Origin of the sequence: Ferdinandcohnia sp. FSL W7-1320 (assembly GCF_038050315.1) — a bacterium.
GTDB classification, from domain to species: domain Bacteria; phylum Bacillota; class Bacilli; order Bacillales; family Bacillaceae_L; genus Ferdinandcohnia; species Ferdinandcohnia aciditolerans.
The window spans coordinates 264,114-283,183 of record NZ_JBBPAM010000001.1 but is presented as its reverse complement, the minus strand read 5'-3'; the positions used below and the strand labels follow the sequence as shown (position 1 = coordinate 283,183).

Annotated in this window: 19 protein-coding genes, 1 pseudogene and 1 other annotated feature; of the genes and pseudogenes, 7 read left to right on the top strand and 13 right to left on the bottom strand. The window is 38.5% G+C overall.

All coding sequences use genetic code 11. The features are described from left to right. Positions 1-5: 5 nt before the first annotated feature. The 4 genes from NST91_RS01405 to nagE form a co-directional block, all read right to left on the bottom strand. Positions 6-731, bottom strand: a complete 726-nt coding sequence (locus NST91_RS01405; protein WP_121448453.1) for a UTRA domain-containing protein — start codon at positions 729-731, stop codon at positions 6-8. Next, on the bottom strand, positions 688-1,482 hold the full coding sequence (gene nagB / locus NST91_RS01400; protein ID WP_341329710.1) for a glucosamine-6-phosphate deaminase: 795 nt from the start codon (positions 1,480-1,482) through the stop codon (positions 688-690). Before nagB ends, NST91_RS01405 begins: the two co-directional genes overlap by 44 nt. Before the next feature lie 3 nt (positions 1,483-1,485). Continuing rightward, positions 1,486-2,655, bottom strand: a complete 1,170-nt coding sequence (nagA, locus tag NST91_RS01395) for an N-acetylglucosamine-6-phosphate deacetylase (protein ID WP_341329709.1) — start codon at positions 2,653-2,655, stop codon at positions 1,486-1,488. 1,568 nt (positions 2,656-4,223) lie between these two features. Continuing rightward, positions 4,224-5,669: an N-acetylglucosamine-specific PTS transporter subunit IIBC gene (nagE, locus tag NST91_RS01390; RefSeq protein ID WP_121448450.1), complete on the bottom strand. Its 1,446-nt coding sequence runs from the start codon at positions 5,667-5,669 to the stop codon at positions 4,224-4,226. 318 nt (positions 5,670-5,987) lie between these two features. Between nagE and NST91_RS01385 the strand changes: the two genes are divergently transcribed. Next, positions 5,988-6,134, top strand: coding sequence for a hypothetical protein (locus NST91_RS01385; protein WP_341329708.1), 147 nt, complete (start codon positions 5,988-5,990; stop codon positions 6,132-6,134). Between the two features lie 73 nt (positions 6,135-6,207). Here NST91_RS01385 and kynB read toward each other — a convergent pair whose 3' ends face one another. Then, entirely contained in the window at positions 6,208-6,837 is a 630-nt protein-coding gene (kynB, locus tag NST91_RS01380; RefSeq protein WP_341333461.1) for an arylformamidase, read from the bottom strand. A gap of 171 nt (positions 6,838-7,008) precedes the next feature. Between kynB and NST91_RS01375 the strand changes: the two genes are divergently transcribed. After that, positions 7,009-7,845, top strand: coding sequence for a CAP domain-containing protein (locus NST91_RS01375; protein ID WP_341329707.1), 837 nt, complete (start codon positions 7,009-7,011; stop codon positions 7,843-7,845). Between the two features lie 80 nt (positions 7,846-7,925). On the opposite strand, the gene tyrS is transcribed toward NST91_RS01375, so the two are convergent. The 3 genes from tyrS to NST91_RS01360 all read right to left on the bottom strand — a co-directional run bounded on the left by tyrS (position 7,926) and on the right by NST91_RS01360 (position 11,311). Beyond that, positions 7,926-9,170 carry a tyrosine--tRNA ligase gene (gene tyrS / locus NST91_RS01370; protein ID WP_341329706.1) on the bottom strand — a complete coding sequence of 415 codons (1,245 nt, stop codon included), beginning with the start codon at positions 9,168-9,170 and terminating at the stop codon, positions 7,926-7,928. Positions 9,171-9,447: 277 nt separating this feature from the next. Then, positions 9,448-9,671 (bottom strand) — a binding site (T-box leader). Positions 9,672-9,791: 120 nt separating this feature from the next. Next, positions 9,792-10,211: a GreA/GreB family elongation factor gene (locus NST91_RS01365; protein WP_341329705.1), complete on the bottom strand. Its 420-nt coding sequence runs from the start codon at positions 10,209-10,211 to the stop codon at positions 9,792-9,794. Between the two features lie 248 nt (positions 10,212-10,459). Next, a complete protein-coding gene (locus tag NST91_RS01360; protein ID WP_341329704.1) occupies positions 10,460-11,311 on the bottom strand; it encodes a VOC family protein in 852 nt (283 codons plus the stop codon). A 133-nt stretch (positions 11,312-11,444) separates the two neighbouring features. Here NST91_RS01360 and NST91_RS01355 point away from each other — a divergent pair, with 133 nt between their 5' ends. From NST91_RS01355 to NST91_RS01345, 3 genes are all read left to right on the top strand, one after another. Next, positions 11,445-11,762, top strand: a complete 318-nt coding sequence (locus NST91_RS01355; protein WP_341329703.1) for a winged helix-turn-helix transcriptional regulator — start codon at positions 11,445-11,447, stop codon at positions 11,760-11,762. 154 nt (positions 11,763-11,916) lie between these two features. After that, positions 11,917-12,768, top strand: a complete 852-nt coding sequence (gene liaG / locus NST91_RS01350) for a LiaG family protein (RefSeq protein ID WP_341329702.1) — start codon at positions 11,917-11,919, stop codon at positions 12,766-12,768. A 50-nt stretch (positions 12,769-12,818) separates the two neighbouring features. Continuing rightward, positions 12,819-13,220 (top strand): DUF6220 domain-containing protein, encoded by a 402-nt coding sequence (locus tag NST91_RS01345; RefSeq protein WP_341329701.1) that lies wholly within the window; start codon positions 12,819-12,821, stop codon positions 13,218-13,220. A gap of 50 nt (positions 13,221-13,270) precedes the next feature. On the opposite strand, the gene NST91_RS01340 is transcribed toward NST91_RS01345, so the two are convergent. Next, positions 13,271-14,158 carry a polysaccharide deacetylase family protein gene (locus NST91_RS01340; protein ID WP_341329700.1) on the bottom strand — a complete coding sequence of 296 codons (888 nt, stop codon included), beginning with the start codon at positions 14,156-14,158 and terminating at the stop codon, positions 13,271-13,273. A gap of 147 nt (positions 14,159-14,305) precedes the next feature. On the opposite strand from NST91_RS01340, the gene NST91_RS01335 reads away from it, so the two are divergent. Both NST91_RS01335 and NST91_RS01330 read left to right on the top strand, forming a co-directional pair. Further along, positions 14,306-15,052, top strand: coding sequence for a metallophosphoesterase family protein (locus tag NST91_RS01335; RefSeq protein ID WP_341329699.1), 747 nt, complete (start codon positions 14,306-14,308; stop codon positions 15,050-15,052). 148 nt (positions 15,053-15,200) lie between these two features. Then, positions 15,201-15,368: a hypothetical protein gene (locus NST91_RS01330; RefSeq protein WP_165918242.1), complete on the top strand. Its 168-nt coding sequence runs from the start codon at positions 15,201-15,203 to the stop codon at positions 15,366-15,368. A 36-nt stretch (positions 15,369-15,404) separates the two neighbouring features. Here NST91_RS01330 and NST91_RS01325 read toward each other — a convergent pair whose 3' ends face one another. The 4 genes and pseudogenes from NST91_RS01325 to cls all read right to left on the bottom strand — a co-directional run bounded on the left by NST91_RS01325 (position 15,405) and on the right by cls (position 18,961). Then, positions 15,405-16,247, bottom strand: coding sequence for an SAM hydrolase/SAM-dependent halogenase family protein (locus NST91_RS01325; RefSeq protein ID WP_341329698.1), 843 nt, complete (start codon positions 16,245-16,247; stop codon positions 15,405-15,407). Positions 16,248-16,406: 159 nt separating this feature from the next. Beyond that, positions 16,407-16,713 (bottom strand): annotated as a pseudogene (locus NST91_RS01320) (response regulator); the annotation flags it as partial. Between the two features lie 109 nt (positions 16,714-16,822). Beyond that, positions 16,823-17,386 (bottom strand): undecaprenyl-diphosphatase, encoded by a 564-nt coding sequence (locus NST91_RS01315; RefSeq protein ID WP_341333460.1) that lies wholly within the window; start codon positions 17,384-17,386, stop codon positions 16,823-16,825. Between the two features lie 123 nt (positions 17,387-17,509). After that, positions 17,510-18,961 (bottom strand): cardiolipin synthase, encoded by a 1,452-nt coding sequence (cls, locus tag NST91_RS01310; RefSeq protein WP_341333459.1) that lies wholly within the window; start codon positions 18,959-18,961, stop codon positions 17,510-17,512. Positions 18,962-19,070 lie beyond the last annotated feature (109 nt).

Sequence of the window (19,070 nt, the reverse complement as noted above, 5' to 3'; positions counted from 1 at the left end):
CTAAATTATGTTCGAACCATTTCGACCTTATATTTATATCGGTCAGCTCTATAATAGGATTTTACAAATTCGAGCGGCTGCTGACCCTCTAGGTATGAAATTTGCTGAATGTAAAGAACAGGTGCTCCTACCTTAATTCCTAAAGCAGCCGCCTCACGCTTGTAGGCAGTAGTTGCTTCAAGCTCCTGGACCCCAGAAGTAAGATGTAATCCAATTTCACTCTCCACATACCGATAGATAGAGTGCTCCGCCACTTCTTTTGTTAAGCCGGGCACTAGATCTTCTGACATGTAAAAAACTTCAAACGCAATCGGCTGCTGGTCTGCTAGTCGCAAACGTTCTATTTGGTAAACCTTAGCCCCTTCTTCTATCTGTAGTTTAGAGGCAATCAGTGAATCTGCTTCAATTACTATAAAATCTAAGACCTTTGTTCCTGGCTCAAGCCCTCTAGAACGCATATCCTCAGAGAAGCTCGTTAAGCCCCGTACATTCTTCTCAAATTTCTTAACTGCTACAAAGGTCCCTTTTCCTCGTTCCCTTTGTAAGTAACCTTCATTCACAAGATTAGTGATAGCTTGTCGTACTGTCATTCGACTGATTTGGTACTTCTCCGCAAATTCCCTTTCAGATGGGATCATTTCACCAGGCTTAAGCTCTTTTTTATCGATTTTTTCACGAATATATTGCTCAATCTGAAAGTAAATAGGTACGGGTGAATTCTTCTTTATCATGAGCAAAGCCCCTCTTCACTTCAGCATCCACCAATGAAAGTGCCTCTTCATCCGCAATAATTGTTACGTCAGGGTGATTCTTAAGAACAGTTGCTGGAATCGTTTCAGTAACTCCCTCGTTGATTACCTTTTCGAGAATCTCTGCTTTTGATTTTCCTGATATGAGTAAAAGGATTTTCTTACTTTTCATTATCGTGGAAATTCCCATTGTAATTGCATGTGTTGGTACTTCATCAATGTTATTAAAAAAGCGCAAATTCGCTTGGCGTGTCGATTCTTCAAGCTCAACAACATGTGTTTTTGCATTAAAAGATGTTCCAGGTTCATTAAAACCAATATGGCCATTAACTCCAATTCCAAGAAGTTGAAGATCGACCCCACCTAATTCCGAAATCACCTTTTCATATACTTGGCACTCTTCTTCGTAATCCTCTGCCAATCCGTTAGGAATATGGATATTATCTTGATTAATATTGATATGTGAAAAAAAGTTTTCCATCATGAAATGGTGATAACTATTAGGATGGTTCTTTTCAATTCCTAAATATTCATCGAGATTTACAGTATGAACTTGCTCATAGGACGTCTTATTTTGTCCGTGGTCCTTAATTAACTCCTTATAGGTTCCAACAACTGTTCCACCAGTTGCAAGACCTAATAGCGAGTTTGGTTTTTCTTTTACTTGATGTGAAATGACGGCCGCAGCATATTGGCTCATTTCGTCAAAATTTTTAACTGCTACAACTTTCATCTGTTATTCCTCCCTATTTGAATACGCAAGTTTTCCACGACAAATTGTCATGATTACTTCTAATTGATCATTCACGATCACAACATCAGCATCTTTTCCAGCCTTAATACTACCTTTTCGATCAAACACATTTATTTGCTTTGCCGGATTAACAGCTGTCATTTGTATAATGTCTTGTAATGAACAATCTGCGAATCTCATCATATTTCGAACTGCATCATTCAATTTTAAGATACTTCCTGCTAAGGTTCCATCTTTTAATACTGCACGTTCTCCATTCACGATTACTTCTTGTCCACCTAGGTCATATGTGCCTGCGCCAAGGCACTTCGCACGCATCGCATCGGTTACAAGAATGGAGCCTTCACTCCCTTTAACTTTATAGGCAAACTTAACCATTTTTGGCGCTATATGAATCCCATCTACAATCATTTCACATTTTACTTCATCATGTAAAAGAACAGCACCAGCTACACCCGGCTCACGGTGATGGATTCCACGCATCCCGTTAAATAAATGGGTAGCATGAGATACTCCAGCTTCTATCGCAGCCTCAACCTCATCGTATACGGCATCAGAATGGCCAATGGAAGCAACTACACCTGTATTTTTCAAATGGGCTGTTAGCTTTAGACCTCCTGGTTCTTCTGGTGCCAATGTAACAAGACGTATATTATTGCCTGATAAGGTTTGCCATTGTTTAAACAGTTCCACATCGGGGTTAATAATATTATCTGGGTGCTGTGCTCCCGCTCTTTTCGGAGATAAAAATGGCCCCTCTAGATGTGCCCCCAAAATTTCTGCATGACCTGTACTTTGTTTTGGCATATAATCAGCGATATTCCCAATTGCATGCTCTATATCTTGCTTCGACTTCGTCATCGTTGTTGCAAGAAAACTTGTTGTACCTTCCTTAGGCAATGCTTTTACCATTGTTTCTAATGCATCAGGGGTTGCGTCCATAACATCTGCCCCGCTTGCCCCGTGTATATGTAAATCAATCATACCTGGGATTAATGAGTAAGATTCATCAAAGTTGACAACTTCATCTTGATCACTTGCTTGGAAGTCAGCCATTGGCGCTACTCTCTTAATCCTTTCCCCATCGATTTCAATAAACCCTTTTTCGATGATACCGTCTTCTGCGTATATAGTTAGGTTAGTAATAAACATGTCAAGGACTCCTTTTATGTTTCATCTCATTCATTATATCTTGAATGAAGGCTAGTTGTCTATACCACTCAATACTTTGTTATTTTTACCTTACTTTTCCCCTCTTATCCTAAAATTATTGTGTTTTATAATAAATAAAAGAACCGTCCAACTTGGATAAACGGCTTATTTGGGGTCGCAAACATACCAATTATCTTGTTAATAACAACCTTAGCAAAAAAGCTATTGAGCAATTCAGATAAACTTCGGACAAGCGGAAGGAATTTCATTGCGGGTGAGTCCGAAGGTTGGCTGGCTTCAGAAAAGAAGAGGCTTTTTTAGCGTGGTTGAGTCCGAAGTCGAGCTTACTTCAGACAAGCAGAGGCAGTTTCATCGCCGTTGAGTCCGAGTTATGCTGACTTCAGACACACAAGGGCTTTTGCAGCTACGTTCTGTCCGAAGATGTGCTAGCTTCAGACATGCAAGAGCATTTTCATCGCCGTTGAGTCCGAAGTTATGCTGACTTCAGACAAACACGGGCTTTTGCAGCTACGTTCTGTCCGAAGATGAGCTAGCTTCAGACATGCAAGAGCATTTTCATCGCCGTTGAGTCCGAAGTTATACTGACTTCAGACAAACACGGGCTTTTGCAGCTACATTCTGTCCGAAGATGAGCTAGCTTCAGACAAACAAAGGCTTTTTCTGCTCAGTTCTGTCCGAAGGTGAGCTGGCTTCAGAAAAGAAGAGGCTTTTTTAGCGTGGTTGAGTCCGAAGTCGAGCTTACTTCAGACAAGCAGAGGCAGTTTCATCGCCGTTGAGTCCAAAGTTATGCTGACTTCAGACAAACAAGGGCTTTTGCAGCTACGTTCTGTCCGAAGATGAGCTGGCTTCAGACAAACAAAGGCTTTTTCTGCTCAGTTCTGTCCGAAGGTGAGCTGACTTCAGACAAACAAGGGCAGTTTAAGCTCAGGTCTGTCCGAAGGTGAGTTGGCTTCAGACAAGCAATGGCATATTCAGCTCAGGTCTGTCCGAAGGTGAGCTGACTTCAGACAAGCAAAGGTATATTCAGCTCAGGTCTGTCCGAAGTTATGCTGACTTCAGACACACAAGGGCTTTTGCAGCTCCGTTCTGTCCGAAGATGAGCTAGCTTCAGACAAACAAAGGCTTTTTCTGCTCAGGTCTGTCCGAAGGTGGGCCTACTTCAGACAAGCAGAGGCATTTTCATCGCCGTTGAGTCCGAAGTTATGCTGACTTCAGACACACAAGGGCTTTTGCAGCTCCGTTCTGTCCGAAGATGAGCTGGCTTCAGACAAACAAAGGCTTTTTCTGCTCAGGTCTGTCCGAAGGTGAACTTACTTCAGACAAGATAAGGGCTTTTTCTGCTCAATTCTGTCTGAAGTTACTCTAACTTCAGACAAGCGAAGGTATGCCCAAGAAGTATGTGTCCGAAGTGACTTTCCCTTAAGCAAATAACAGTTTCTTAAAAAATAAAAGCGTGAATTCGTATGTGAATTCACGCTAAAAGTGTATTGAAATATACCGTTTTGGAACTCTGACCCGTCCAACTTAGGACAGCCTCTTTTTCATTCTTATTTCTCTTTACGAATTTTATGGACTTCATCTGCAACGAATTGAACGTTTGTTCCTACAATAACTTGAATACTGTTTTTACCAACAATATTGATTCCAGGAACCCCTGTTGCTTTAATTTTTTTCTGATCAACTTTATCCATGTCTTTAACTTCTAAACGCAAGCGAGTTACACAGTTATCAACCGATGTTACGTTCTCATCTCCACCTAAACCTTCATAGATTTGAGCGGCCATACTAGCGAATCTAGATTTACCATCTGACTGTGTAGTTGTTTCGGTAATTTCCTCATCTTCACGACCAGGTGTTTTAAGATTAAATTTAACAATTAGGAAACGGAATAGCACATAATAAATAACCGCTATGATAAGTCCCTGTACTAGTAGCATCCATGGTTGGTTTGCGATTGGGTTTCGAAGACTTAGGAAAAAGTCAACAAAGCCTGCACTAAATGCAAAACCAGCAGTCCAGTGGAATGTAGCTGCCACAAATAAAGAAATACCGGTTAATGCAGCATGCACCACATATAATCCTGGTGCTAAGAACATGAATGCAAATTCTAATGGTTCGGTAACACCAGTGAAGAATGCCGCGAAAGCCGCTGCCATTAGTAATGATGCTGCTTGTTTCTTTCTTGTGGATTTTGCTGTATGGTACATCGCAAGAGCTGCGGCTGGCAAACCAAACATCATAACTGGGAAGAATCCGGCTTGATATCTACCAGTAATACCTTTTTCGCCAGCACCACTTAAGAAATTATTTATATCATTAATACCTGCTACATCAAACCAGAATACAGAATTTAATGCATGGTGAAGACCAGTTGGAATTAGAAGTCTGTTAAAGAATCCATATAATCCGGCACCTACTGCACCTAAATCAAGAATACCTTTACCAAACGCAACTAATCCTGAGTAAATAACTGGCCAAACAAATAACAACACAAGTGATGCTACTAGCATTGCAACAGATGTTAGAATTGGAACAAGTCTTTTTCCACTGAAGAATGCTAGTGCGTCAGGTAATTGTACATCACTGAAACGATTGTACATGATGGAAGCAATAATACCTGAGATAATCCCAATAAATTGGTTTTGAATTTTTCCAAATGCTGCATTTACCTCAGTTGGATCAACCCCTTGAAGCATTGCCACCGTATTTGTAGCAAGTAAGGTTGTGACTGTTAGGTATCCCACTAACCCACTTAATGCAGCGGAACCATCTTTATCTTTCGACATTCCTAATGCGACACCTACTGCAAAGAGTATCGACATGTTGTCAATGATGGCTCCTCCTGCTTTTATTAAGAAAGCTGCGATCGGACTTCCCCCACCCCATCCTTGTGGGTCAATCCAATAACCGATCCCCATCAAGATAGCCGCTGCAGGCAATACTGCAACCGGTAACATTAATGAACGACCAAGTTTTTGAAGATATTTCATCATGATGATTTCCTCCTTTATTTTTGTGATTTTCTGCTATTCTTCGGTTTTAACTATTAATATTTCAAGAATGATTTCATTATGTTTAACGCTTACACGTTAGTGTAACCAAAGGATAGTCAGATTAATTACTGCAACTCATTTTATCACCGGGCTGTGTAGTTGTCTATACCACTCTTAAAAGTTGTTTTACATCAAATATTTCGATTATTCAAATGAAAATCCGCACTTTTATCTACCAGAATATTACTAAAGGTGTATAGAAGTTGAAATTTATATATATTAAACTGAGGATAAGCATTAATTAGGAGGTAGTATTCCATGAAATTGGGTGATAAAGTCGTTTATAAAAACGATTTGTATGAAGTTTTGTACGTTTATGAAAATGGAATGTATGAGATCAAACAAATGGAATTACTATTTAAGGTAGAGCTTGTTAATAGGAAGCTCATACCTGCTGCTTGTTAAACCCGCTTGTTTTTCCTCCATTTAGAGGTTTAAAAAATCCATTGTTCTTATGACAATGGATTTTTCTTTATTCCTAAAACTTCTTCAAAACCGCACGAACCGGACTACCGTCAGCACCCTCAATTGGGAGTGGCAGCGCAATTAATTCATAATCTCCAGGTTCTACATGTTCTAAGATGATTCCCTCAAGTATATTGATTCCATGCTTATGCAATTGATGATGAGCCTGTAAATCTTTACTATCTAATTGATCGACAGAAGGAGTGTCCACTCCAATCAATTTAATCCCTTTTTCAGCCAAGTAAAATGCAATTTCTGGATTTACACTTGTAATGGCGGTCGGAAATCGGTCCCGATTTTTCCATGAATTTGTACGTATTAAGAGCCGTTTAACACCAGATAAGTCAAACCTTTTTAAATCCTCAATCTCGATTTCCTTTTTTTCTGACACCTCAATAACTCTTGCTTTTCCTACATATAAGTCAAGGTCTAGTTCATGCACCTTTTTCCCTTCATTGTCAAAGTGAAATGGAGCATCAATATGAGTTCCAATATGAGTACTTGTTGTGATTTGTCCGACATTTACTGTTGAAGCTTCTTCAATGGACCATGTGAGAGCGTAGTTAAATGGGGTATCATTTGGCCACTCTTGTGTTGTATGACTTAAAGGCTGAGAAATATCAATGATTTTCATTGCTTTCACCTCTTGGGTTTTGTATTTGCTTTCTTCCTTTATTTTAATGGAAGTTGATACTTTCGTTAAGGTGTACGATGGCTTTTTGCCAATCCGATTCTCTTTTATTACCACCAATACTTTCGCTACTGCAGAGCAAAATATAAAAGTAAATCGAATCATGCTAAGGAGGAATTCACATTGCAAAGATTTACAAAAACAGGTATCGCGATTCTTGGCTCTGCAATGCTTTTAATGTCCGCATGTAACAATAATAACGACAATGCTGCAGATGACAATAACCGTTCAGCAAACGTTGAAAGTGTGAATAACGGCTATATCATTAAACAAGACCGTCCCTATCGCACGACAATGTCAAGTGATAGATATCCACATACTACAAGCGTACAACATGCAAGAGGAGAACAACAGTATTCTCGATTTATCAATAAAAAAATTGTTGTTCGTACTCCTGACGGTACAAACGCAATTCCAAACGATTTTAATCGTTTTATAGGTGGTAATGGAAATAATGCTGTACCAGCACCGAATAATAATGTAACTCCGGCGCCTGATTACCCAGCAGGTGACACAGCGCCTGAACAAAACCGTCAGCCTGCAACCCAGCAGCCTGCTCCTGCCCCAGCCCCTGCAGCTGGAATTAGTAATTTTGAAAGACAGGTTATTGACCTTACGAATGCACAGCGTACGAAAAATGGCTTATCTGCTCTTAAAGCCGATACATCTTTAAGTAAAGTTGCGAAAACAAAAGCTAATGATATGCAACAAAAAAATTATTTCTCTCATACAAGTCCGACTTACGGATCTCCGTTTGATATGATGAGGGATTTCGGTGTATCGTACAAGACAGCAGGTGAAAATATCGCAAAAGGACAAGCATCACCTGAGGCAGTAGTAAACGCTTGGATGAACAGTGAAGGACACCGTAAAAACATCCTAAATCCAAACTTTACTCATATCGGAGTTGGGCACCAAGCTAGCGGTAACTACTGGTCACAAATGTTTATTGGAAAATAAAGAGAGAATCCCTGACTTAACTGGGTGCTCTTAAAAAAAAACGGGGCTGACATCTATGGATGTCGCCCCGCTTTTACTTGTTATTTATTAATTTTTACAAACTTACGTTTTCCGACTTGAACAATCATGTCGTTTGTTATTTCAAGCTCAAGATGTATATCTTCGACTTTTTCGCCATTTAGTTTGACTCCACCATTTTGGATCATTTTTCTAGCTTCTCCTTTAGACTTTTGTAAATCCAATTGAACAAGTAAATCAATGATCGAAATATTATTTTCTCCTGACCAAATTACTTCTGGAATATCGTCTGGAATGACACCTTTTTGAAAGACTGTCTTAAAATGTTCTTCCGCCTGTTGAGCTGCATCCTCACCATGGTACATTCTTACAATTGTTCTTCCAAGAAGCATTTTTGCATCACGTGGGTGTAGAGTGCCATTTTCTATTGTAGCCTTGATTTCATTCTTTTCTTCCAAAGCAAGGTCTGTCACTAAATCAAAGTATTTGGCCATCATTTCATCCTGAATGGACATTGTTTTGCCATACATATCATTTGGTGCCTCATCCACACCAATGTAATTACCTTTTGACTTAGACATTTTTTCAACGCCATCAAGTCCTTCTAATAGTGGAAGAAGAATCACAACCTGCTTTTCTTTACCAAAATGCTCTTGTAAATGTCTTCCCATTAACACGTTAAAATGCTGGTCATTTCCACCTAGTTCAATGTCACTTTCAAGGGCAACAGAGTCATACCCCTGCATAAGTGGGTAGAAAAATTCATGAAGAGAAATTGGCTTTCCTGTTTCTAAACGCTCAGAGAAGTCATTCCTTTCAAGTAAACGAGCAACCGTAATACTTGCCGCTAAGTTAATAATATCCTCAAAATTTAGCGTTGATAGCCATTTGGAATTATAATGAAGCTCAACCTTCTCCATGTCTAATACTTTTCCAAATTGTTCAAAATATGTTTTCGCATTATGTTTCACTTCTTCATCTGTCAATTGTTTACGGGCAACAGATTTTCCAGTTGGGTCCCCAATTTTCCCTGTAAAGTCACCGATTAAAAGCTGGACCACATGACCATTTTCCTGGAATTGTTTTAATTTATTTAATACCACTGTGTGTCCCAAGTGAACATCTGGCGCTGATGGGTCAAGCCCGAGCTTCACTTTTAATGGCTGGTTGGTCACAATAGACTTTGCAATTTTTTGTTTTAATTCATGTGCTGGGACAACCTCTTGTACCCCATTTGTGTAAATAGCAAATTGTCTTTCCAGTTCTATTTTTTGTTCGCCTGTTAACTGTTCAATAAAATTCTCCATTTGGTTTCCCTCCGGTTTGTTCATTTACTAAAATTATTTCTAGGTTTTTCTTTCATATCTGTTGCCGCTTTTGTCTGTGTCATGCAGCCTCAGAGCTATTTCAGCCTATTCTTAGACCACTTTTGTCCACGACACACCGCCTCAAAGACATTCAAACCTAAATTCAAACTTCTTTTGTCTTCGAGACATCCTCTCAAAGACATTTCGTACAAATCTTGACCTACCTTTGTCCGTGATCACCAATAATCTGATGAAAACACAAAAAACCACGCCCCTAAAAAGGGACGTGGTTGCACGCGGTACCACCCTTGATTGAAGATATGTATCTTCCGCTTCATTCGAATAACGGCTCGTCCGTTCTTTGCTAATTTTCACTAAATATGAGTTCACAAAGAAAGCTCAAGGAGGTAATTCACATTTATCTTTGTTCCGGTTTTCACCAACCACCGGCTCTCTAATACAGGGAGATAAGCTGCTACTGATTCCTATCATCACTTTACTATTCAATATAAAGGCTATTTTAACGAATAATTCACTATTTAACAAGCAAAAATCCACTTCCGTTTTATACGCATATAAAGGGAAGTGGATTGTAAGCGCTTAATTATATTTTCAACACTATTACTGCAAAATTAAATTTCCTGCAAATGCTATATCTTGGATCATCACCGGAAGGCCACCCGCTGGTGTACTCAGCAATACTTTGTCGCCTACTTTACACAATAACAATTGTCTTCCAACCGGAGATAAAAATGAGATACATCCGGTATCCGGGTCAGATTGTTTCGGTAAACATATATAATAATCCTCTGTATCGTCTTCTCCATCAAACATAACCGTTACCTTTGTTCCAATAAAAACCTTAGGTATGGGTTCTACCGCACCACTATCCACATAGCTTTTAAGTTCATTGACATAAGAACTAAAGAACGTCCGATTCCTTTCATTAAATGGTGTGGAGGATGAATAGAGATTGTTTAATTCTGGCAAGTTTTGGTCGATATACTGGAGCTGATCATTAAAATAATCCTTATGGCTCATAGTAGATATCCTCCTTGCTAGGATTAAACACTCTGCAAAATTTCATTTTCACCTTCATTTTTGTTTCCCCTTCCCTTTTTTATATAAAAATATAGGCCTTCCTTATACAAAGAAAGGCCTACCACACATTTCCAATTATACCATATCCATTCCTACAAAACTAGCAACCTAGTAGTTGTTCAGCTGTATCTTTTGTCACCCTAATAAAAAAGTAGCTACCCGAAGATAGCTACTTTATCCATTGTCACCTATGCAACAATAAGTTTTATTTTATTTTCAGAAGGATCTTTTGTTACCATGACTCCATCTTCTTCTTGGACATATGCCCCAATTTTCTTTAGGTTTTCAATGGTTGTTTGTAATGCATTTTCGGTTGGTAATACAAGTGTAAACCGCTTAATCCCTGCACTATTTTCAGATGGCGCAGGTGCCCCTACACCATTCCATGTATTTAGACCAATATGGTGATGATACCCGCCTGTTGAGATAAACAATGCCATCCCTCCGTAGCGAGTTACAACATCAAAACCAAGACCTTTGGTATAGTATTCCTCTGTCTTTGCTAGTTCAGATACATGCATGTGAATATGACCCATGACCGTTTCTTCTGGAAGTCCGGTCCATTTTTCGCCATTCGCAGCAGCCAGTACACCTTGCCCATCAAGAGGCTCTGTCACCATTTTCACTTCGCCATTTGACCATTCCCATTCTGTATCAGGGCGGTCTGCATAAATTTCAATGCCATTTCCATCTGGATCATCTAAATAGAGGGCTTCGCTCACTGCGTGATCAGACGCGCCAATTGGTATATTATTTTGGACTAAATGATAAAGTACTTTTCCTAGCTCTGCACGGGATGGTAAAAGCAATGCAAAATGGTAAAGTCCTGTACGACGCGGTTCCTTAGGAACTATGTTTTCAGGCTGTTCGATTGATAACAATGCTGTTTTCCCATCTGCAGTTAAAAGCGCCTTTCTACCCGATTGTTCTAATACCTTAAATCCAATTATATTTTGATAAAACGTTAAGGAACGCTGTAAGTCGGTTACTTTTAATTCTACAAGCTCTACAAATGTATATGGTGGGCGTTGATATTTCATATTTTATGCCTCCTAAATTTCGCATTACTAACTTACTTTATGTAAGTAATTATATTTTCGTAATTAAATTATGTCAAGTAAGTTTATAATTTCTTACAATACGCTATAATATAGAAATAGGGGTGAGGGAAATATGGATTCAAGTGTAATTTGTCCTAAATTTGAAAAAGCTATGAGTTTACTTGGCCAACGCTGGACAGGACTCGTGATTTATCAACTTCTTTCAGGTCCACAGCGTTTCTGTACAATTGAATCATCGATAGGAATTAGTGGAAGAGTTCTTTCAGAAAGACTCAAAGATCTTGAGAATCAAGGTATTGTAAAAAGGCATGTGTACCCAGAAACCCCTGTACGCATTGAATATTCGTTAACCGAAAAAGGGCGGGCCTTAAAACCTTTGATGGATGAAATTCAAAAATGGTCGCAGGACTGGGTTAAAATAGAATCATAAATCACCAACGTAGAGCAGATTGTATTAGAAGCAATCTGCTTTTTTCTTTTAATACGCCTCAGGTCCTAATTAAAAATATATCGGTGGTGCGTTACTTAATTCTTAATCCTCTTTTAAGATAGGGTTAGAATAAATGATAAAGGCAGGTTAGAAAATGAAGAAAATCTTAATTATATTTTTCATTCTTATTGGGGCTTATCTCGTAATGACAAACCTCTACCGAATTCCTGGACTTCCTTTTGGGAATTCTGGAGACTCAGCTAAGGTTACGGAAAGAATTGATGAAATCGAAATTGATATAACATCAATCAGTACGACGGTCATCCCTGACAATCGTGATGACGTAAAAGCAGAGTTAAAAGGTAAAGGTGAAGTACATGTTACAAAAAGCGGTGACTCAATAGAAGTCACATATGAACGTGGATTCTTCAACTGGAGCTGGTTCCCTTTCTTTGACAATACGAAACTTACCGTCTATATCCCGGAAGACTTTGAAAAGGAACTCTCACTAAGAGTAGGATCTGGCCATTTAGAATTCGATGGTTCACCTATGAAAATGAACGAACTCTCAACCGAAGTCCAATCTGGAAATGTACGTTTGGAAAACCTTTCTGCTGAACACTTTACACACAATGTAGCTTCTGGAAATTCTAGAATTAAGAATCTTACAACAAAAAGTGGTGAGATTGATGTTCGTTCCGGGAATGTAACCATTGATGAATATGAGGGAAAACTTGAAGCTGAAGTGCGTTCTGGACGATTAAAAGCAAGCATTTCAAAACTTACTGATTCGATTAAAGCAGATGTTCGATCCGGCTTACTTGACCTTGACTTACCAAATGATGCTGATTTTACATTAGAAGGTAAAGCAAATAGCGGATATATTTCTAATGATTTTTCCCTTGATGAATCCACAAGAAATAAAGGCAGTATTGAAGGTAAACATGGTGCAGGTACCTATGATGTGAAAATTGAAGTGAGTAGCGGAAAAGTGGACATCAGATAATGCAAAGCGCTCGAATACGGGCGCTTTTCCTAAGGAAGGAGGTTTTACGAATGGAACAATCTACACCGTCTACTCGAATCCGAATTGGACGAGGAATTTACTTCTTATTTGCTGCAATTTTTGCGCTATTCATTATCGGACAAGTATTTTCAGCTGGGATGGCCATTTTTGTAGGCGCCGAAAATTGGTTGAAACATACAACACTTGTTCATATTTTTGGATTTAATATACTTGTTCTTATGCTGATTGCAGCTTTCGTTGGAAAATTGCCTCGGTGGGGGTATGGATATGTAATTGGACTTGCAGTACTCGTCTTCAGTATGTATTTTAGCGCAAACTTTACAAGGGTTGCACCGTGGGTTGGGGCCTTGCATCCCGTCTTGGCAATGGTCTTATTCATAGTATCCGTTAGTGTTGTTATCGATACGTGGAAATTAATTATGAAAAAATAGATAAAAAGAATCGTAGGTTTCATTTAGATTGGTCCCTACGATTCTTCCCTCTATTGATAGGCTGGTTGGCCAAGCAAAGTTTCTAAATCCACTATTTCATAGCCCTGCTCTTGTAATTCCTCAATGATACGTGGTAAGGCCTCATATGTATCGTACTCATCAGAGTCTGTGTGCATGAGTATGATGTCACCGTTTCGAATGTTTGAAAATACATTGGAGTATATGACATCCGTACTTCTTTGAGCCCAATCAAGTGAATCAATTGACCAGATAATGATTGAGACATTATTTTCTTTTGCTACCTCTACCACCAATTCATTTGTTGAGCCGTACGGCGTTCTTACCAATGCGGGCTCTTTACCTATGATCTCTTCAATCGCAGTCCCTGCCATTTCTATTTCATTACGAATTTCAACTTCGGACAACTTATCTAATTGAACATGATGGTAGCTATGACTTAAAACAAGATGCCCCTTTTCATAGGCTTCTTTCACTACCTCTGGATGCTTCTCGGCTTCACTTCCCAGAAAGAAGAAATTCCCCTTGACTCCATAATTATCCAAAACCCCAATCACAGCTGATGTCACCGTACTATCTGGCCCATCATCAAACGTTAAAGCCACTTGTTTTTTATTAGGACCATTGATATACACATTTTCTTGAGTTTTTGAGAATTCAATAATCTCTTCCCGCCATTTTTGCATGGACGCTACGGTCTTTTTTTCTAGGTAAGGAGATTCCCCTTTTATTTCAAGAAGGTATTCATTTTTCCAGGATGAATCAACAGAAAATCTTGCGTTCGGAATCGTTTCTTCTTTCTGTTCAATGTTGTGATTCCCGTATGCAACTCCCCCAACTTCCTTCATTTCTTGAGATGAACAAGAAGTTAACATAAAAACCAAACATATCATACATAATAAAAACATCCTTTGAACCATGACAGCGCTCTCCCCCTTTTCTTCATTCTAAACAGACAAAACATATATGGAAAGAATATTTAGTAATTTTAGCTAATTTAATAATGACAAAATTTTCAATCTATTTTATTATTAGATTAGTATAACTAAAACCAAGGGGGCCTTAGCATGAGCATTGCGCTCATTTCCGATATACACGGAAATATTACAGCACTAGAAGCTGTCTTGGAACATATAAAAGCTCGTGAAATCAAGACCATCATTTGTCTTGGAGACCTTGTAGGAAAAGGGCCAAACTCAGCCGCCGCGGTTGACCGGATACAAAACGTGTGTGAGGTTGTGCTTTTGGGAAATTGGGATGACTTTATTCAAAATGAACATCCTGATGACGGAATTAGATGGCACCGAAATCAGCTTGGTAAAGAACGCCTTTCATACTTAGGAACCCTTCCCTTTCATTTTGATTTTTATATGAGTGGGAAATACATTCGGTTGTACCATGCCTCTGCAAAAAGCGTCCACCACCGTGTTGTCCCCATGATTCATTCCGACGAGGAGAAAAGGGCAATGTTTGATCACACTGAATGGATTATTCCTTTAGAGGAAAAGACACCAGACATTATTGGTTTCGGAGATATTCATGCTGCCTTGATTGAACCAATGAATACAGAGCAAACTCTATTAAATGTAGGAAGTGTCGGTAACCCGCTTGATACGACACAAGCAACCTTTGCAATTCTTCACGGGGAATATCAATCAAAGGAAGTCGCACCTTTTTCAATCGAAATTGTTCGTGTTCCCTATGACATTGAAAAAGAATTACGTATTGCTGCCGAAATGGGAGTGCCGTACTTTGATAAGTATGCTTTAGAGCTTAGAGAAGCAGTTTATCGAGGGTCGCCAAAAAAGAAATAAAAACCAATTCATCAAACTTGCACAAGACAAAATTTTCAAGGTAAAATAATATAAAATAATAATTTTACACGTATAGTTTTCATAATTATGGGATATAATGTTTTTATTTTAATGCCTCTAAATATAAAAACCTGAGAGGGGAATTGCCATGACTACCAATAATGAATCCAAAAAAGAGATCGCGGTTAATTCAACTGTCCAGTTAAAAGGGATAGTAAAAGCAATATTTAATGATTCCATCCATGTACAAATCGGAGGAAAAATCATTACGCTTCCCGCTTCAAACTTATTAAAGCAAAACAAGCCTTTAACATAATACGCAAAAAACACCGTTCATTACCTGAACGGTGTTTTAATTTGTTTTACGGATTTTAATTTTCCATTCTGCACCAGTACCAATTTTAAATTTTTCAGCAAAGGACTCCTGATTAAGGGCAACTCCTATTTTGTCTAAAGAATTTACATAGAGTAGAGGATCCCCAAGTTCACTGTCAGCGAAAGAACGTCCATATTTCATCGTACTTTTATATACATTGCTTCCTTCACGATCAATGATGACTTCGAAGAAATCACCATACCTATTACTAAGTTGATTAAAAAGGGATTTGTCAATATTGGTCCAAAGGTTACCAAAGCGGACATCCAGGATATCAATATTTCCAATAATTGTGTTATTATCAATTTCCACTTCAAAAATAGGCAATTCCACCAAGGACTCTACCGGAACTGTTGGCCCAACCTCTTCATAAGTGATAACTCGAGAAGCAAGTCTAGCCCCTGTATAGGCATAAACATCTCTTCCATGAAAGGTGTATGATTCACCTGAAAATGGCAGACGATTTTTACTTTCATCAATCATTCTCGCTTCTTTAATTCCGAACCTCTGTTTGATATGAGTGATTGTTCCGTTATCAGGTGTCACAATATATTGGTTCGTCTCAGTCTGCACCACGATGCTTAAACGATCAGACCCAACACCTGGATCCACGACAGAAACAAAGACAGTCCTTTCCGGCCAATACTTTATGGTCTGAAATAGTCGATAAGAGCCTTCCCAGATATTAAATGGCGATATGTCATGGGTTAAATCAAAGATCGGTAGCGCTGGGTGAACCGATAAAGCAACACCATACATTGCACTTACAGCCCCATCACTCTTTCCAAAATCGGTCTGCAATACTAAATGATTATTCATACCTATTCCTCCATTATTGTAATAGTCTATCCTGGGAAGTCACAAAGTATAGTAGCCTTTGTAAAAAAATCCCTGTCGCAATTCTCCATCAGTAACAGGCAAAACATATTGTATTGAATTAGGTTCTAAATCATAGACTTTTTCAAATTTCGCATAAATTGGGTTTGTAATATAATCGTCTGACCCAATTTCGAGCGCCATTACTTGATCCACTTGATCCATTTTTCCATCACGTGCTGATATAAATAATATTGGGCAAGTCGACTTACTGCGAATCTGATGACACCAATAATAGCCGTCAAACCTTGGCAAGTTTACATCTAAAAGAACAAGATGTGGAGTAAACTCCTCAAAACTCAGATAATACCGATTCAAACTTCTCAACTGCTTTTGTTTCGAAACCAAATCGTTGCGTATGCTCTTAAAGCAAACGAACCAACTGACGGTCATCTTCAACAATGATTATTTAAAACATACGTTTCTCCTCCACCACTATGCTATCTTAAATTTTATAGAATAAGGAAATTAAAGGAAAGCACGAAAAAGAATTGGCCCCTCAAGGAACCAATTCCTTATTAAAAGTCTTTTTCTTTTGTTATCGGAAGCTCAAGTTGCTCTTTTCGATTTCGTAATTTGAGCTTTGATACAGTCACGAATAAAAGATACGCTGAAAGCATGGCTAAAATTGTTGCTACGATAATATCTCCGGGATAATGTACCCCCACCCAAATACGTGAAAAACCGACTAAGCATGCAAGTGCCATCCAAAGATATCTTCCAGGTTTTTTAAACAAGAAAAAAGTAAAACAAACCGCAAAAAAGATCATCGTATGGTCACTTGGGAATGAATTATTGACAGCTTTTTCAATCAGTTGATTGACATTTGGCAGTTCAGCGAAAGGCTGATTATTGGAATGAAATATTCCCGCCACTCTTCCTAGTAGTACTGCAACCCCTACCGAAAGCATAGCACTAACCGCCATGATACGGTTTTGTGAGCCTTTTATTAAGTAATACACTACAGCTAGGATAAGGACATACAAGGTATAACTCGCTATATAAATCATTGGCTGATTTAATAACGGTAACTCCTCGCTTAACCCATTAATTTTGTAAAACACTTCTGTATTCATATCCATTAAATTCAAAGAAACTCCCCCCAGAATAAATCCTACCTTAATATTAGGCAATTGAAAATATAAAAAAATCGATGCAACTTACACTTCATTTCAAAGTTGTAAGACACATCGATCATTTTACGACTATAGGATTGGAGATAGAAGTCTTGATATGGATTCTTTGAATTTAATATTAACGCCTCTTTTTCCGTATTCATCAAATGTCAGTAATTTAGAAAGCTTTATGTCTTCTTTGAAAATAGCTGTCAACTCTTTAGAAATATTTTCATCATATAAAAATGCATTGACCTCAAAGTTTAGCCTAAAGCTTCTTACGTCAATATTCGCTGTACCAACTGAAGAAATTTCTTCGTCAACAACAAGTGTTTTTGAATGAATAAAGCCATTGCTGTATATATAGACATTTGCTCCAACCGGTAGCAATTCTCCGATATGCGAGATGGTAGCCCAATAAACGAATGGATGGTCCGGTTTATCAGGAATCATGATGTTCACTTCAACTCCTGAAAGACATGCCACCCTAAGTGCATCAAGCAGGCTTTTATCTGGAATAAAGTATGGCGTCTGCATATAAATCGATTTTTTCGCTGAATAGATCATTTTGATATACGCATTCTTAATCTGCTCAAACTCCGAATCCGGCCCGCTTGTAACAATTTGAATCCCGACATTGCCTAACCTGACATTTTCAATCGGAAAAAGTTCTGGATCATACATGATATCATAATCACGTGATGCTTGATTCCAGTCTAAAATGAAGCGAGCCTGCATGGTGTCAACAGCATTACCCCTTATGCGTAAATGTGTATCTCGCCAATACCCAAACCTCGTATTCAAACCTAGATACTCATCACCAACATTGAATCCACCTACGTATCCAATCTTTCCATCAATAATGACCAATTTCCGATGGTTTCGAAAATTCATCCGTAAATTTATAAACCGTAGCTTCGAAGGGAAAAAGACCTCGACTAGACCTCCCGCCTCACGAAACTCTTTAAAAAAACGTTTCGTTAATGTTCTAGATCCTAGCTCATCATAAAGAACGCGGACCATAACACCTTCTTTAACCTTCTTGGTTAAATGCGCGATTAGTTTTCGACCAAGGTTATCATTTTTAATAATATAATATTGCAAATGAATGGATTCCTTTGCGTCCTCAATATCTTGAAATAAGCGCCTGAATTTTTGTTGCCCATCTGTAAAAACTTCCACAACATTGTTTTTTGTGAACAAGGCCTGATCATTTTTAAGATTCATATAAATGAGGTCTTGATTATCCTTTGTAACATGATTATTAAAGAGGAATTTTTGTGTACGTATCAGTTCTTTTTGTTTTTCTAGAACTTCTTCAATCCCGCTTTTCTTTAAATCATCCCATTGAAAGAGATGGTCGCGTGTTAAATTTCGACCTAATAGTAAATACAAAATGAAGCCGGCTACTGGTATAAAGAAAAGTACTAATAACCATGCCCAAGTTGAACTGGCATCTCTTCTTTCACGAAAGATAACAACTACGGCGAAAACAATGTTTAAGACCATAACCAACCCTAATAATAACGAAGAGATATTCACCATATTCCCCTCTCTCACCAAATCATTCTACTTTAAAATATACTATATAAAAGATTGTTTATGAAACAATTAACTTATTCCGGGACAGAGGGACAGGTTCCTTGTCCCA